The sequence below is a fragment of the Clostridium sp. UBA4548 genome, from assembly GCF_002387895.1.
Classification (GTDB): Bacteria; Bacillota; Clostridia; order Clostridiales; family Clostridiaceae; genus Clostridium_J.
Genome location: NZ_DGLI01000044.1, coordinates 190,572 through 206,955 on the forward strand (window position 1 = coordinate 190,572; position 16,384 = coordinate 206,955).

At 31.5% G+C, this 16,384-nt stretch carries 11 protein-coding genes and 1 riboswitch; all 11 genes read right to left on the reverse strand.

Annotation, left to right across the window (positions count from 1 at the left end):
- Positions 1-210 precede the first annotated feature (210 nt).
- The 11 genes from B3040_RS16320 to sigI all read right to left on the reverse strand — a co-directional run bounded on the left by B3040_RS16320 (position 211) and on the right by sigI (position 16,145).
- Positions 211-2,586 (reverse strand): glycogen/starch/alpha-glucan phosphorylase, encoded by a 2,376-nt coding sequence (locus tag B3040_RS16320; RefSeq protein ID WP_291575557.1) that lies wholly within the window; start codon positions 2,584-2,586, stop codon positions 211-213.
- 20 nt (positions 2,587-2,606) lie between these two features.
- Positions 2,607-4,082 carry a 4-alpha-glucanotransferase gene (gene malQ, locus B3040_RS16325; protein WP_291576002.1) on the reverse strand — a complete coding sequence of 492 codons (1,476 nt, stop codon included), beginning with the start codon at positions 4,080-4,082 and terminating at the stop codon, positions 2,607-2,609.
- Between the two features lie 17 nt (positions 4,083-4,099).
- Positions 4,100-6,259: a TIM-barrel domain-containing protein gene (locus B3040_RS16330; protein ID WP_291575559.1), complete on the reverse strand. Its 2,160-nt coding sequence runs from the start codon at positions 6,257-6,259 to the stop codon at positions 4,100-4,102.
- An 87-nt stretch (positions 6,260-6,346) separates the two neighbouring features.
- Positions 6,347-7,174 carry a carbohydrate ABC transporter permease gene (locus B3040_RS16335; protein ID WP_291575564.1) on the reverse strand — a complete coding sequence of 276 codons (828 nt, stop codon included), beginning with the start codon at positions 7,172-7,174 and terminating at the stop codon, positions 6,347-6,349.
- Positions 7,174-8,040 (reverse strand): carbohydrate ABC transporter permease, encoded by an 867-nt coding sequence (locus B3040_RS16340; protein ID WP_291575566.1) that lies wholly within the window; start codon positions 8,038-8,040, stop codon positions 7,174-7,176. Before B3040_RS16340 ends, B3040_RS16335 begins: the two co-directional genes overlap by 1 nt.
- Before the next feature lie 171 nt (positions 8,041-8,211).
- The gene (locus B3040_RS16345) at positions 8,212-9,564 is read right to left on the reverse strand and encodes an ABC transporter substrate-binding protein (RefSeq protein ID WP_291575568.1); all 1,353 of its coding nucleotides are present in this window, start codon (positions 9,562-9,564) and stop codon (positions 8,212-8,214) included.
- A gap of 195 nt (positions 9,565-9,759) precedes the next feature.
- Positions 9,760-10,860 (reverse strand): ABC transporter ATP-binding protein, encoded by a 1,101-nt coding sequence (locus B3040_RS16350; RefSeq protein WP_291575571.1) that lies wholly within the window; start codon positions 10,858-10,860, stop codon positions 9,760-9,762.
- On the reverse strand, positions 10,853-11,890 hold the full coding sequence (locus B3040_RS16355) for a LacI family DNA-binding transcriptional regulator (RefSeq protein WP_291575580.1): 1,038 nt from the start codon (positions 11,888-11,890) through the stop codon (positions 10,853-10,855). Before B3040_RS16355 ends, B3040_RS16350 begins: the two co-directional genes overlap by 8 nt.
- A gap of 604 nt (positions 11,891-12,494) precedes the next feature.
- A complete protein-coding gene (locus B3040_RS16360) occupies positions 12,495-13,826 on the reverse strand; it encodes an MATE family efflux transporter (protein WP_291575582.1) in 1,332 nt (443 codons plus the stop codon).
- 163 nt (positions 13,827-13,989) lie between these two features.
- Positions 13,990-14,088: riboswitch (guanidine-I (ykkC/yxkD leader) on the reverse strand.
- Between the two features lie 309 nt (positions 14,089-14,397).
- Positions 14,398-15,444 (reverse strand): anti-sigma-I factor RsgI family protein, encoded by a 1,047-nt coding sequence (locus B3040_RS16365; protein ID WP_291575585.1) that lies wholly within the window; start codon positions 15,442-15,444, stop codon positions 14,398-14,400.
- Complete coding sequence (gene sigI, locus B3040_RS16370) at positions 15,441-16,145, reverse strand: RNA polymerase sigma-I factor (protein ID WP_291575587.1); 705 nt, start codon at positions 16,143-16,145, stop codon at positions 15,441-15,443. The genes B3040_RS16365 and sigI overlap by 4 nt, the downstream gene beginning before the upstream one ends.
- Positions 16,146-16,384 lie beyond the last annotated feature (239 nt).

Below are 16,384 nucleotides of genomic sequence, written 5' to 3' on the forward strand. Positions count from 1 at the left end.
ATAAGTTGTAATATTACTTATAAATTTAGGCACTTATGTTAAAGAGAATGAAAAATAGACTTATCTATATTTATACAGTACGTTTATTGCATTCTATATATTATAATTATAATTCATTTAATTCATCCATTCTACAAAAATTTAGGCACACAAGACTAAAATAATTAGAACTCTTGTGTACCTAAAATATAATGGGTTTTATCTGGCTTTTTATATTTTCTTTGGCTCAATATACCAAATTTCTCTTGCATACTCTTCAATGGTTCTATCACTACTAAACTTACCAGCGTTAGCTATATTCTTTAGACACTTTTTAGCCCATAAAAGTCTATGTCTATAGGCCTTATCCACCTTTTCTTGTACTTCTAAATAACCCATAAAATCCTTAAATATAAAATAATGATCTGGCTTATGCCAAGCTGCACCTTCAAGAAGAGAGGTATAAATTTCTTCAAACATTCCTGTATTTCCATCAGAGAAGGTTCCATCTATTAAGGTGTCTACTACCTTCTTTAACCTTGGATTATTTTCGTAGTACTCTTTTGGATTGTAATTATCCTTAATTTTCTCTATTTCTTCAACCCTAGCACCAAAAATAAAATTATTTTCTTCTCCTGCTTCTTGTACTATCTCCACATTTGCACCATCAAAGGTTCCTAAGGTTGGAGTTCCATTTAGCATAAACTTCATATTTCCAGTACCTGAAGCTTCTTTACCTGCTGTAGAAATTTGCTCAGAAATATCTGCTGCAGGAAATAGCTTTTCCCCATAGGATACCCTATAGTTTTGAACAAAAACTACTTTAATTTTTTCCATAACCTGAGGATCATTGTTAATTAGTTTTCCTATTTCATTTATAAACTTTATTATCCCCTTAGCTCTTATATATCCTGGAGCAGCTTTTGCTCCAAAAATAAAAGTTCTAGGTACTATATCTATTTCTGGATTTTCCTTTAGTCTAAAATATAAATCCAAAATTCCAAAGGCATTTAGAAGCTGTCTTTTGTACTCATGTAGTCTTTTTATTTGGATATCAAATAAAGAATTTGGATTTATTTCGACCCCTTCATGAACTTTTATATATTCAGCTAACTGGTGCTTTTTCTCTGCCTTTATTTCTAAAATCTTATTTAGCACCATTTCGTCCTCTAAATATTTTTCAAGATCTTTAAGTAAAGTAAGTTCATTTATCCATTTATCAGTTCCAAGAAGTTCTGTAATCATTTGTGCTAATTCCCTATTGCAAAGTGCAAGCCATCTTCTTGGTGTAATTCCATTAGTTTTATTTTGAAACCTATTTGGATAAAGCTCATACCAATCTCTAAGCTCTTGAAATTTCAATATATCTGTATGAAGCTGAGCTACTCCATTGGTAGTATGAGTTCCATGAATAGCAAGAAAAGCCATACGAATCATGTCCCTATTAATAATAGCCATAGAATTTATCTTTTCTGGTTCATAGCCCTTTTGTGAAAGCTCAATAACAAATCTCTTATCAATCTCTTCAATAATTTCATATACTCTTGGAAGCACCTTTTTATAAAGGCCATTCCACCATTGCTCTAGAGCCTCTGCTAAGATAGTGTGATTAGTATAAGAGAAGGTTTTTACGGTAATATCCCAAGCTATTTCCCAAGCTATATTTTCTTCATCCACTAATAACCTCATTAACTCTGGTATTGCAACTACAGGGTGAGTGTCATTAAGCTGAATTGCGTGAAACTCTGGAAAGTCCTTGAAATCTCCCCTATGATCTTTCTTATATTGTTTTATTAAATCTTTTAAGGAAGCTGATACAAAAAAGTATTGCTGCTTTAATCTAAGTATTTTTCCCTCTTCAGTGGAATCATTAGGATATAACACTCTTGATATATCCTCTGCCTTATTTTTTTCCTCTACTGCCTCATTATACTTTTGGTCATTAAATAGATGAAAATCAAAATCCTTAAAGCTTTCTGCCTTCCATAATCTAAGAGTATTTATATTCTTTGTGCCATAGCCAATGATTGGTGTGTCATAAGGTACTGCCTTAACCTTTCCATCAGCAAATTCAACAATTACAGATTCCTCTTCTTTTCTTATTGACCAAGGATCTCCATATTTAAGCCAATTGTCACCTTCTTCCCTTTGAAAACCATCTTCAAAACTTTGCTTAAATAAGCCATGACTATATCTTATACCATAGCCTCTTACAGGAAGATTTAAAGTTCCACAGGATTCCATAAAACAAGCTGCAAGTCTCCCAAGACCACCATTTCCAAGACCAGCATCTTCTTCAATTTCTTCAATATCATTGATATTTATATTCATGTCCTTTAATACTACTTTTACATCTTCATAAATTCCTAAGTTCAATAGGTTGTTACCTAAGGCTCTTCCTATTAAAAACTCTGCAGAAAGATAATAAGCTACTTTTCCAGTAGAGTAAGTCTTCTCTGTTTCATTCCAGTTATCAACAATTGTTCCCATTATGACTTTAGAAAGGGCATTATACTTCTCATGAGTTTGAGCTTTAGCTAAAGTTTTGCCGTAATCTGTTTTAAGAATTCTTTCTATGTTTTCTCTTAATTCTTTAGTATCAAACATATTTATCTACCTTTCCTTTTTTATCTTCCATAAAGCTTTGTGAGTTTATTTATCTTCTCCGCCAACTCTTCTGTAAGAGCTTCTTTTTTAATTCTCCACTGCCAGTTATCTCCTAGGGTTGATGGAATGTTCATCCTTCCCTCATCTCCAAGTCCTAGATAATCCTGCATCTGTGCAATTGCTAAACTCCCTACAGAGCTTAATGCCCCTCTAATAAATCCCCAGTTATAGCCTTCCTTTTCACTCAAATTTAAGTACCTAACTGCATAATCTACATCTGCTTTATTAGTGTTTTTAAACCACCCATTTACAGTATAATTATCATGAGTTCCTGTATAAACCACACAGTTCTTTTCATAATTATGTGGTAAGTAATCGCTTTCTTCTCTAGAATCGAAGGCAAATTGAAGCACCTTCATTCCTGGATACCCAGATTCTATTCTAAAATTTATAACTTCTTCAGTTAAAAAACCTAAGTCTTCAGCAATAATTTCTACATGCCCTAAGGCTTTCTTAATGGCGTTGAAAAGCTTTATTCCAGGTCCTTTTACCCAAGTTCCATTTATAGCTGTTTCTTCTCCATAAGGAATTTGCCAATAGGATTCAAAACCTCTAAAGTGATCTATTCTAATTACATCATATATTTTTCTGCTTGCGTCAATTCTTTCAATCCACCACAGATATTCTTGTTTCTCTAAAGCCTTCCAATCATAAATAGGATTACCCCAAAGCTGACCTGTTTCTGAAAAAGCATCTGGTGGACAACCAGCAACTACTGTTGGAGTTTTATTTTCATCAAGTAGAAATATGTTACTATTTGCCCAGGTATCAGCACTATCTTCTGCCACATATATAGGAATATCACCAATAATTTTAACACCCTTGGAATTTGCATAAGCTTTTAATTCACCATACTGTTTATAAAATAAGTACTGCAAAAATACCCAATACTCTATTTCTTCTTTTAATTCTCTCTTATAAGTTTTTATAGTACTTTCTTTTCTTAGTTTAATATCCTCATCCCAAAGCTTCCAAGGCTTTAATTGAAACTTTTCTTTTATTGCCATATAAAGGGCATAATCTTCTATCCACTGGGTATTGTCCTCTTTAAACTTCTTTATATCCTCTAAATGTTTGTTCTTTGCATTGTTAAAAGCAACTTTTAGCACCTTCATCTTATTTTTAAATATCTTCTCATAATCTACATTTTCAGGATCATCTCCAAAATCTAAAACCTTATAATCCTTTTCTTCAAGAATACATTCCTTATTTAGAAGGTCCAAATCTATAAAATAGGGATTTCCTGCGAAGGCAGAGAAAGATTGATAAGGAGAATCTCCAAAACTTGTAGATCCTAGCGGCAGTATTTGCCAATATTTTTGACCTGCTTTAACTAAGAAGTCTACAAATTCATAGGCCTCCTTTCCAAAGGTTCCTATTCCATAAGGACTTGGTAAGGAGGTTATGTGCATTAAAATACCGCTGCTTCTCTTCATCATTATCCTTCTCCTTTTTAGGTTTCAACTGATAGGATTTTCTTATGAACCCTTCCATTTGTATCAATTATTTCAAGGTTTATAACCCTTACCTTTGTATTTCCTTTATTTTTTATCTCAATAGCAAAGTCATTTTCACCACATTTTTTTATATTAATAATTACTTCTTCATGGTTTCCTGTCTTATAGTCTTTAGTAGTGCCATCATCATCATAGTAAACATAAGTTGTTTCATTCTCTACAAAGGCTATGACTTTAAGCTCTTCATTATTTAAACTATCCACATTTTTACTGTGGTTTCCTAAAATAAAAGCCTTGTCTTTTCTCAAAAATATTGGTACTTCATTTAAGTCTACATCAATATAATGATGACCACCTTTCACAACTTCATAGATTCTTTCCTGGTAATTCTTCACCTTCAAAAGTACCATGTCCTCTGGTAAGTAAACATACCTACCTAATGAATTCTCCTCATACACTGGAGTTATCATTAAAGATTCCCCCACAAGTAATTGATTTTCAACTCTTTTAGCAAAATCATCTTTGTATTCAAAACCTAAGGGCTTAAAGTACATATCCTTATTCTTTAAGGCTTTCATGTATTCACAATAAATATATGGTATTAATGCATAACGCAATTCGATAGTATTTCTTAGGGTTTTTATTGTTTCTTCTTCAAAGGAGAAAGGTTCTTGTTTTCTCGTTCCCATAGCTGCATGATTTCTAAAAAGAGGAGTAAATATACTAAACTGTGTCCATCTTGTTATAAGTTCAGGGTTGGTGTCTCCTCCAAAACCACCTGTATCTGCACCAATGTAAAGAAACCCGCACATATTTAAGGATGGCATCATCTTTATATTCAAAAGTAGGTGTTCCCACCAGGAATGGTTATCACCAGTCCAAATGCCTCCGTATCTATGCATTCCAATATAAGAGGCTCTAGAGAACAGTAAAAATCTCTTACTTGAATCTATGATGTTTAAACCTTCACCTGCAGCTCTGGTCATATTGTAGCCATATAAGTTATGAACTTTATAATGATTTATTTTTTCACCATTTATATTGTGATAAAAGCTTTTATAATCCTCTAAACTATTAGACATATTGTTAAAGTAGTCTTTTAACTTAAAGAAGGAATAAATATCTAAGTTTGCATTTTCTGATACCTTAGCTAAGCTAATTGCTTCCTTTAATCCTCTATCTGTATAAAATAGGGCTGGTTCATTCATATCATTCCAAAAACCTTCAATACCTAAATCTGTTAATACCTTGTACTTTAATCCAAACCAGGTTCTAACCTGAGGATTTAAAAAATCTGGAAAGTGGCAACGCCCTGGCCAAACTGCTGCCATAAAAGCCTTTCCTTCCTCATCCTGGCAGAAATAATTATTTTCTAAGCCTTCTTCATATATGTCATAGTCCTTTTCTATTTTCACTCCTGCATCAATAATTGGAATGAGCCTAAAACCTTTATCCTTCATCTCTTTAGCAAAAGCTTTAAATTCTGGAAAAGCTTTTTGATCTATTGTAAAATCTTTAAATCTTTCCATATAATCTATATCTAAATAAATGGCATCACATGGGATATTACTTTCTATAAATTTATTTGCAACTTCTCTCACCGATTCTTCATTAGGATAGCTCCACCTTGATTGTTGATATCCAAAAGCCCATTTAGGTGGAGCATAGCCTTCTCCAATTATACTTAAAAACTCTCTTACAATTTCTAAAGGCTTTTCTCCAGTTATTATATAAACATCTACATCTTTTTCTTCAATGGCTATTATGAGAGAGCTTTCTTCTGAGAATCCAATATCGAAAATAACCTTTCCTGGATAGTCAATAAACACTCCAAAGGTTTCCTTACCATCTATAACCAAAAAGTTATGAGCTCCATATAAGGATTTTTTGTCTGGAGTATGTCTTGGGTCATCACTGCAAAAGGACTCATAAATTCCTCCTCTTTTATTCATACCTTTTAGATTTTCTCCTAGACCCCAAACTACTTGTTCCTTAGTCATTTTATAGGTAAATCTCATTCCTTCAGTATCATCTATATTAAAATATCTTAAAGATTCCTCTTTTACTTTTTTACCTTTAGTTACTACAGCCTCAGTGTTAATGGGATTTCCAAAGGAATATTTAAACACCTTATCTGATAATTCATATAAGTTCATATACTTACTCCCCCCTCTTATACTGTTTTTAGACTTGTTCAGTCTATATAATTTCTTTTATCACCCTAAATCTACTCCCATATTTTATTACTTTATAGACCCTTGAGTAACACCTTTAACAATATGCTTTTGAGCAAAGAAGTAGAATATAATAATAGGAATCATACCAATTACAAGCCCTGCAAGAGCTAAATCCCATCTTTTTGAGTACTGTCCAAAGAAATAGAACATTTTTAATGGTATAGTGTGCCACTCTGGTTTATTTATAACTAATTGAGGGAGTAAAAAGTCATTCCAAATCCACATTGCATTTAAAATAGAAACTGTAACGGTTATTGGTTTTAATAGTGGAAATACAATAAACCAAAAGACCTGAAATTTATTACACCCGTCAATCAAAGCAGCTTCCTCAAGTTCCACTGGTATTCCTTTAATAAATCCATGATATAAAATTATGGATAAACTTGAACCGAAGCCTAAATATGCAAATATTAATCCAAAAGGATTTAACATCTTAAGCTTTCCCAATAAATTAATTAATGGCAGCATAACTGATTGGAATGGTATTAGCATGGCCGCCGCAAACAAGAAGAATAAAAAAGTACTGAACTTCGATTTGCTTCTCACTAGCATCCAAGCTGCCATTGAAGCAAAAATTACTATCAAAACTGTACTTGTAATAGTAATAAATAAAGAGTTAGCTAAGGAGTGAAGAAAGTTTAAATCCTTAAAGGCCTGAATATAGTTATTTACAGTAAAGGTATCCTTTACTGGTAGACTAAGTACATTTGTAAAAATTCCCTTAGCTGTTTTAAAGGAGTTAGTAAACACAATGTATAGAGGTGCTAAAAATATTAAAGCCACTGAAATACCTAAAAGGTTCCAACCTAGCTTTCTAAAAAACTTTTCTTTCATTACATTTCTACCTCCCTTTTCTTACTAAAATAAAGCTGTGTAAGTGATATAACTGCTATGGTTATTAAAAATATAACTGCCTTTGCTTGAGCTAATCCAAATTGGTTAAAGGTAAAGGCTGAATTATATATGTTAAGTGCTAACATTTGTGTGGAGTTAAAAGGTCCTCCTCCTGTTAAAGATAAGTTTTGATCAAATAGCTTAAAAGAATTTGATAAAGTTAAGAACAATCCTACTGTAAAGGCTGGTGCCACTAAGGGAAGAGTGATATGTCTTAATCTTTGGAATCCATTAGCTCCATCAATCTCTGCAGCTTCATTTAAGGCTTCTGGAATTCCTTGAAGAGCCGCAATATATATAATCATCATGTAACCTGACATTTGCCAAGACATTAATATTACTAAGGCCCAAAAACCTGTGGTACTAGTTGCGAGCCAGCCCTTTAAAAACTCTATTCCTAATTTAGTACCAACCCAAGAAAAAGCCTTTGTAAAAATAAACTGCCAAATAAAACCTAAAATCAAACCACCAACCATATTAGGCATGAAAAATATACTTCTTAAGATATTGCTTATCTTCATTCCTCTAGTTACTAGTAAAGCAAGTGAAAATCCAAATAAGTTTATTGCAATTACTGATGCTATTGCAAATTTCGCTGTAAATATAAATGCTGGTATGAAACCACTTTCTTTATTAAACACTTGTTTATAATTTGTAAGTCCAACCCAAGTAGCATTATTTTCTATACCATTCCAATTAGTGAAGGAAAAGTATACTCCTGAAATCATAGGAATTATTACAACCATTAAAAATGCTAAAAGTATAGGACCAACAAATAAGCTAAACCACAACTTTGAATTTTTCATATTAACCTCCTTTTACATTTAGTCTTAAATTTTTTCCCAAGTTCTTAAGAAAAAAAGTGAATAAGTATATAAATTAAGGAGGGAAAAACCCCTCCCCAATTTCATTTTCATATTTAATCAATGTAATAGCTATTTAACAAGATGATTTTATAGTGCCTTTTGTTTCTATTACTATTTTCTCATTTCTTCCCATTTAGCTTGAGAATTTTTCATTACTGCATTCCAATCTTCTTGTCCAGCTAGATATTTTTGAATTTCTTGTCCAAGAACTTCCATTCCCCATCCTGTTGGATATCCCATAAATACCCAAGGTGTGGTTTTTCCAGCTTCAGCATATCTCTTAACTGCAGCACCTAGTGGATCTTTGGGTTGTAAACTTTCGTAACCTTTAAATGGAGGAATAAAGAAGAATTTATTAACTATATAGTCCTTACCTTTTTCTGAAGTGTAAAGCCAATTTAAGAAATCTTTAGCTGCTGCTTGCTCAGCTGCAGTACCTTTGTTGTTAACTGCCCAATACATTGGAACTCCCATTGGAATTGTGTCTTCTTTTCCACCCTTAACTGACATTGGTAATATATCAAGTTTATCAGCTACTTTTGGATCTATTTTTTGAACTCCGCCATAAATCCAGTTACCCTGTTGAACCATAGCCACACGTTCAATAGCAAGTCCTTGGTCTACTTGAGTTGCATAATCTACTGTGCTTAACTTCTCTTTTGATTTTGCACTTGGAGAGTAATTAGCTTGTAAATCTATTAATGCTTTTAGAGCTTCCCCATTTTTGAAATCGATCTTTTTAGCTGCAAAGGCATCTAATGAACTATTAAACTCTTGTGAAATAGCTGCATTTGAAGTATGAAGTCCAGTTACCCAAGTTTCTTTTGCTGGTAACTCAAAAGCTGCTTCTAGGTTTGGATATTTGCTTTTTAATTCACCAGCTTTTATTTTAGTATCTAAATCTTTTACTGCTTTTTCTAAAGAAGCATAGTCTTTAACTCCTTTAGTATCAATTCCTGCAGTTTGGAATATTTCTTTGTTATAAACAAAGCCATAACCTTCTACTGCAAAAGGCATTGCATAAACTTTATTATTTACTGTAACTCCTGATAAAACTCCATCAAGAGCTTGTTTTGTCCAAGGTTCATTAGTTAAATCAACTAATCTAGATTCCCAATCCTTAACATCTTGTGGTCCCCCAATATTGAATATAGAAGGCTCTGTTCCACCTTGAATTTTTGCTCTTAGAGCTGCACCGTAGTCAGCACCACCACCTACAGTTTCTACATTAATTTTTACATTTGGATGTTCTGTAGTGTAAGCTTGTGCTGCCTCTTTAAACTCCTTATCAATCTCCACTTTAAACTGGAATATGTTTAAAGTAACATTTTCTTTCTTCTCCTCTGCCGCAGGTTTCGTTCCCTCATCTGTCTTTTTATCCCCATTTGCTGCACAACCAGTTAAAGCTGAAGTTACCATTAAGGATGAAATTGCTAAAGCTAAGATTTTTTTAACTTTTTTCATGTTAATAATCCTCCCCTGTAATGTTATGAATATATTAAAATTAAATTGATAACACTTTTTAATAATCACCAAGTTCATTTTGAAGAGCCACATTGGAATGAGATGATATTTCCAACTATGTTTGTTTTTAAATAAAGCTTCTTACCCAAATGAAATGATAGAATCACTATTGAAATATTTTTAAGGACCTAGTATTTATAGACTTATATTCTCTTCACTTTCATAATCAAAAATATGACAGTTTTCCAAATGAAATATAAAATCTTCTGCTTTTCCTGTTTCTAACCTTCTTGACTCCATAGAATCAATTTTTGCAGTTAGCTGTAACTCCCCTTTACTAAAATAAACAAAAGACTCATTTCCCATATGTTCAATTACATCTATACTTCCATTTACTTTTGATGAGTTCTCCTGATCTTTTAAATTAATGTGTTCAGGTCTAAGTCCAAACCAAACTTTTTTTCCTATATGACTTTTAACCTTACTTCCCTTATTCTCTGGAAGCACTAATACTTCTCCACCTATTTTCACAGCAACTTTTTCCTCTTTGCTTACTAACTCTCCCTCTGCAATATTCATAGCAGGAGAACCAATAAAACCAGCTGTAAACTTATTCTTAGGATAATGATAAAGATTTAGAGGTGAATCCACCTGCATTATCTTTCCAAAATTCATTACGCAGATTCTATCTCCCATAGTCATTGCTTCCACTTGATCATGAGTTACATAAATCATAGTAGACTTAAGCTTCTTATGAAGCTGTGAAAGTTGAACCCTCATATGAACTCTTAGTTTTGCATCTAAGTTTGAAAGTGGTTCATCAAACAAGAAAACCTCTGGGTCACGAACAATGGCACGCCCCACAGCTACCCTTTGTCTTTGCCCTCCAGATAACTCCTTTGGACGTCTTTTTAATACCTCTTCTAAATCTAATATTTTCGCTGCTTCCCTTACCTTTTTATCTATTTCATCCTTTGGAAGCTTTTTTAGCTTTAATGAAAATGCCATATTTTCATACACTGTCATATGAGGATAAAGTGCATAGTTTTGAAATACCATGGCAATTCCTCTATCCTTGGGTGGAATATTATTTACCACCTTATCTCCTATAGAAACAGTTCCATTAGTGATTTCCTCAAGCCCAGCTACCATTCTTAAAGTTGTAGATTTAGCACAGCCTGAAGGTCCTACTAAAACCATGAATTCCCCATCGTTAACTTCTAAATCAATGCCATGCACTGCTTTAAATCCATTAGGATAAACCTTTTCAATGCCCTTTATAACAACATTAGCCATGTGAAGCCTCCTTTAAAAAATTTTTACAAGATTCTCTTTCCTCTAGTTGAGTTTCTAAAACTATATGCTGATGCTCTCTTTTATTTTTTAATATTTCAAAGAGTAAATCTATGCTTTTTTTACCCATTTCCTCTACCGGCTGTACTACTGTAGTAATTGATGGATGGAAATATAATGAATAATCAATACCATCAAAGCCTACAATGGAAATGTCTTCTGGAATTTTAAGTCCTCTAGCCAAAATCGCTTTGGAAGCACCTATAGCCATAATATCTGTTGTAACAAAAACTGCAGTTAAATCTAAGCTTTTATCCAAAAACTTATTCATTGCCCCAAAACCAGACTCAAAGGTATATTCCCCTATCTCCACATAATCTTCAGCGAACTTTATAGAATTTTCTTCTAGGGCTTTTTTGTATCCTTCAAATCTTAGTTTTCCAATAGTTCTATCTTCTTCTCCTGTAGTAATAATTCCAATTTTTCTATGCCCAAGTTTCGCTATGTAATCTACTGCTTTAAAAGCTGCCTTTTCATTTTCTATAATTACACTGGAAAATAAAGTCTTGTTTGCTTTTTCTATAACATAAGTTGACGCTAATACAATAGGAGTCTTTAAATTAATAAGCTCTTGCTTGTCTAGATTTTCGAAATCTCCTCCAAGACAAATTAAGCCTTTTAACTTTTTCTCCTTGATAAGTTCAATTGCTGCTTCTATATCATTATTATTACTTTCATTATAGTGAAGGATCATAGAGTATCCTTCTTTATCTATCTCTTCTTCAATGGATTTAATCATTTTTGAAAAGAAAGGATTATGAATTCCCTTAACTAACACTCCAATATTATTAGAAGTGTTTCTTTTTAAGTTTCTTGCACTGTTATTTGGCACATAATTAAAGTTATTCATAACTTCTAGGATTTTCTGCCTTGTTTCATCTTTAACATCAGGATGGTTATTTAAAACTCTTGAAACCGTAGTAACACCAACACCTGCTATACGAGCAATATCTTTTATATTTAGATTTTTCATAAAAAACCTCTTTTCTCAAAAGTATGAGTAACGTTTTCGGTAACGTTTCCAATTAAAGAATTAATTATGGAGAATAGAATCTATTACTTTAATTAACCTACTCTATTCCCCTATAGTAAAATCATTTTATGTTTACTTATGTATAATTTAAAAAATCGTTTTCGGTAACGTTTCCAATCTTAAAAACATTATATCATAACTTTTTAAGTTTTCAAACATTTTAAAAAATTTTTATTAATTAATGAATAAGTTCTTTTTGTTGAGCTACTTTGGAAACAGCTTAAAATTAAACAAAGGTACTTTGTTATATCAAAACAAATTACTTAGGTTAAGCAACTGCCACTTAAAGATGATGGAAGAATTAAGCTTTCAAAATGTTATTAAATTAGTTTTACCTTCTAAATATATGAGTTTATTTTCTTAGTTATTCAAAAATTTATATTATTATTTTCAATAATATAAATTTAATACTCCAATTAGTCTTTATCTATTATATACATAAGAATAAAGATTATTTCTCCATGTTACTTATAAAACTTAATTCTATAGTAGCTATATATGAAAAAAAAGACTACATCTCATAAAAGATGAAGTCTTAACCCCCCTAGGCTATTAGACATTTTCTCTTGATAAAAACGTATACTAGGTTAATAATTAAAGTGATTATCTCAGCAAAGGTAGCAGTAAGCCAAATCCCATTTACTGAAAATATCTTTGGTAGTATAAATAATCCAACTAGTATAAATATTACTCCTCTACTTAAGGATGAAAAAATAGAAATCTTGGATTTTTCCATTGATTGAAAATAAGAAACTAGAGTAATATTTACCCCCATAAATAAGAAAGCAGTAAAATATATTTTTATTCCAGTAACTGTAATATTCATTAATTCCTGATTGTCACTATTAAAAATCAGTACAATAGGTTTTGGCAGCACTAGACCTACAATATAAAAGACTACTCCTAAACTTATAGACGTAATTAGAGCATAAATCAATGCTTTGTTGATCCTATCTGTCTTTTTAGCTCCAAAGTTTGTACTTATAATTGGTTGAATAGCCTGGGCAACTCCAGTGAATGCTGCAGCACATATTAAATTTATATTTGCAATAATACTATAGGCAGATAATCCTATATCTCCTATTAAATTAAACACAGCCTTATTAAAAGCAAATATAACAATGGCTCCTGAAATCTCAAGTATAAAGCTTGCAATTCCATTTTTAAGAATTCTAGTTATTAACCTTATATCCTTTTTTAATCTCACTAATTTTATAGTGTTCATTTTTCTGATGAAGTGAAAACTTAAGATGATCAAAGTAATAATTGGAGAAATAACTGTAGCAACTATAGCTCCTGTCATCCCCATATTGAATCCAATAATAAATAACCAGTCTAAAAAAATGTTGGAAATGCATCCTGAAAGCATGGCCCACATGGCAAGCTTTGGATTTTTATCATTTCTAACCATTGCTACCATTGTTCCCGATAAGATGAAGGCCCAAGTAAATTTAGCCATTACTTCTAGATATTCTTTAACTAGTGGAAATAGAGTTCCTTTTCCCCCTAAAAAATAGCATAGCTCATCAATATATATAACCTGAATTAAAGTAAATACTATTCCTAAAACTATTGCAATAATAAAAGAAATGGTAAAGGCCTCATTAGCTTTATGGTAGTTTTCCTCTCCATGATAGATTGAAAGTACCGTAGCTCCACCTACCCCAAGTAGTAACCCAAGAGCATTATATACATTATACATAGGTATTGCTATACTAAGGGCGGCAAGTCCATCACTTCCTACCCCCTGTCCTACAAACATAGTATCAAAAAAGATATATAATGATAATCCAATCATTCCGCCTATGCTTGGAAGCAAGTAATGAAAAAATATGCTCCTGATATTATGTTCTAATAAATTTAATCTTTTGCTCATAACGACACTCCTTTTGCTATTAACCTAATTATTAATACTAATTATTAATCTTAAACTAGCTACAAATTAACTTTTATTAAGCGTATCCTATTTGTGAAATTAACCAATTTGCACTAGTTATCATTAGTGCAATAAAATAAGCCTAGAAGATATCTCTTTTGATATCTCCCAGGCTTTTATCCTTCCGTGTACACAATTTCATGTGCGTTTTCTCTTGGACCAGACCAACATTTACTACTGCGGAACCCTAGAAAACCTTTTATCTATATGAATTTAATTAAGTAATTTAATACTCTTGAAGATTATACATGATTTCAACTCAATTTGCAATTATAATTATTCTTAACTAGTAATAAAGCAGCAAACCATATTCCTATAGATCACTGCTTTATGAAAGGTATATTTGTTTGTAGGAGGTAATTTCATTATGCTAAATTATAATATTAAGCATAATGAACTATTAAACTAACTTTTGATTTTATTCACTTAAAAAATCTCAAAGGATCTATTGTATATTAATGTATACATTTTAAGTTTCACCTTAAATTAATATATTGCTATAATTTAACCTTTACTTCTCTTTATCCTTTTTAGGTTGATTTTTATCCTTATTTACTTGAGATTTATTGTTCTTATCTTCTTTTTCTTTTTTATTTACTTTACTATTTTTCTGTTCACTATTATAATTCTTATTTTTATTTTCCTTCATGCTATTGCCATTGTTCTCTTTACTATTATCATTAGGACCTTTTTCTTCCTTTGTGTCATCTTTCTTCTCTAGGTTATTTGCTGGTTCTTCCTGTTTTTCTTCATTACTTTCCAACTTTTCTTCTACAGAAGCTTCTTTTTTAGTATTCTTAATAGCTTTCATAATATCTTTTACAGATGTATTTACATAATCCTCTTGATTTATTTCTGGCATAACATCTTGAAGCTTATCTATCAAATTAAGTTTCCCTGGAGAAATTCCTAGTGCTTCAGCTTCTTTATGTCTATTTAAAGTGGCAACAGCTGTGGTAATTGGAACTTTCACTAAATTATCTTCTTCAAGCTGTTCCTTTACTAATTCACCTAACTGACTCTCCATACCTTTAGCTATAGTTTCATCTTTTGCTGAAACTGTAACTAACACTTGATTTTCTAACTCTTCCTTTAAATATCCTTCTTCTTCTACTTCAGTAATAACTAATTTTATAGCTTCATTTACAGGCTTATTCTTTAACGATAACTCTTCTAAAACCCTTAAACCATCCTCATTTAGGCCTACAGCCTTAACAACTCTATTAAATCTATTAACTCTTAATTCCACACTAGGATTTATATCTATATTCACATAATTTGAAGGTATCATATAGGCATAAGCTACTGTAGACATACCAAAAATTAAAAATATAGAGGCAAAAGCAGTAGCTATCCTTTTGTTAAATCTTGTGCGATTTACATTGTCACCAGTACTTATAACATTGGAAAACAGTTCACTTAATCTTAACAATCCGGTTTTTCCTTCATATTCATCTCCAATAGAATAACCATTTTCACCTCTTACCTTAATAAATCTTCCATCTTTCGTTATAATAATAAAACGTCCTTTTTCCTGCTGAACAATTACACCCTTCATATTTCTTCCTCCAAATTAATATAGTCATTTAAATACTCATAGTCACCTAAAATTATTAATACTACTGATATTATATATTTTCGTGCTCTCTCTATCTTTTTCCGAGGTACTAAAGTATTTTTTTCAATGTCTGAAATAGGAATGGTTTTTTTGCTCAGAACATAATTTAGTGACTTTTCATCATTTAAAATATATTTAATTATAACATTGTATGTTTTTCTTGTAGAAGCTCTTTTAGGTGAAGCCTTTACTAGATCCTTAAAGTTAATATCCCACTTTGCTAATTCCTCTGTTAGTTGTCTAATTTCAATTTTTCTATACTCATTAAGATTTTGTTTTTGATACTCTTCAATAGCCTGTTTTTCTGATAAATCTATCTCTTCATCTTCTTCTAACACTTTGCTTATGTACAACATATTTTTATGCTTTGATTCTTTTCTATAATAATCAATTAATCTAGCTTTAATTACCATTTTTGAAAAAGCTAAAAAACTTCCTTTTTGTATTTCATAATTTTGTATAGCTTCATTAAAAGCAAGTAGTGCTACACTCCACTCTTCATCATTTTTACAATCTATATATCTATTTAAAGTTTTTTCTGCTGTAGAAATAACAAAGGGCTTGAACTCTTCCATAAACCCATTTAACTCCTCAGTATTTACTCTTATTTCTAAAACTCTTTGGTTTATATCCTTATTCATAAAACTCACGTCCTAACGTTTACCTACAGTACATATTTAAATTATATCTATATTTATTCGAAATTATCATGTACTTTTTTGAGGTAGGTCTAGAAAATTATTTTATACAACCTTGATTTATTTAAAAGTTTACTTACCAATATATTTTGTATGTAATAGAAGTTTTATATGTAAAAAATAAAAGGAGCTCCTCACCTGACATATTTATACGTTGCGAGACAGCCCCTATTTATACAGTG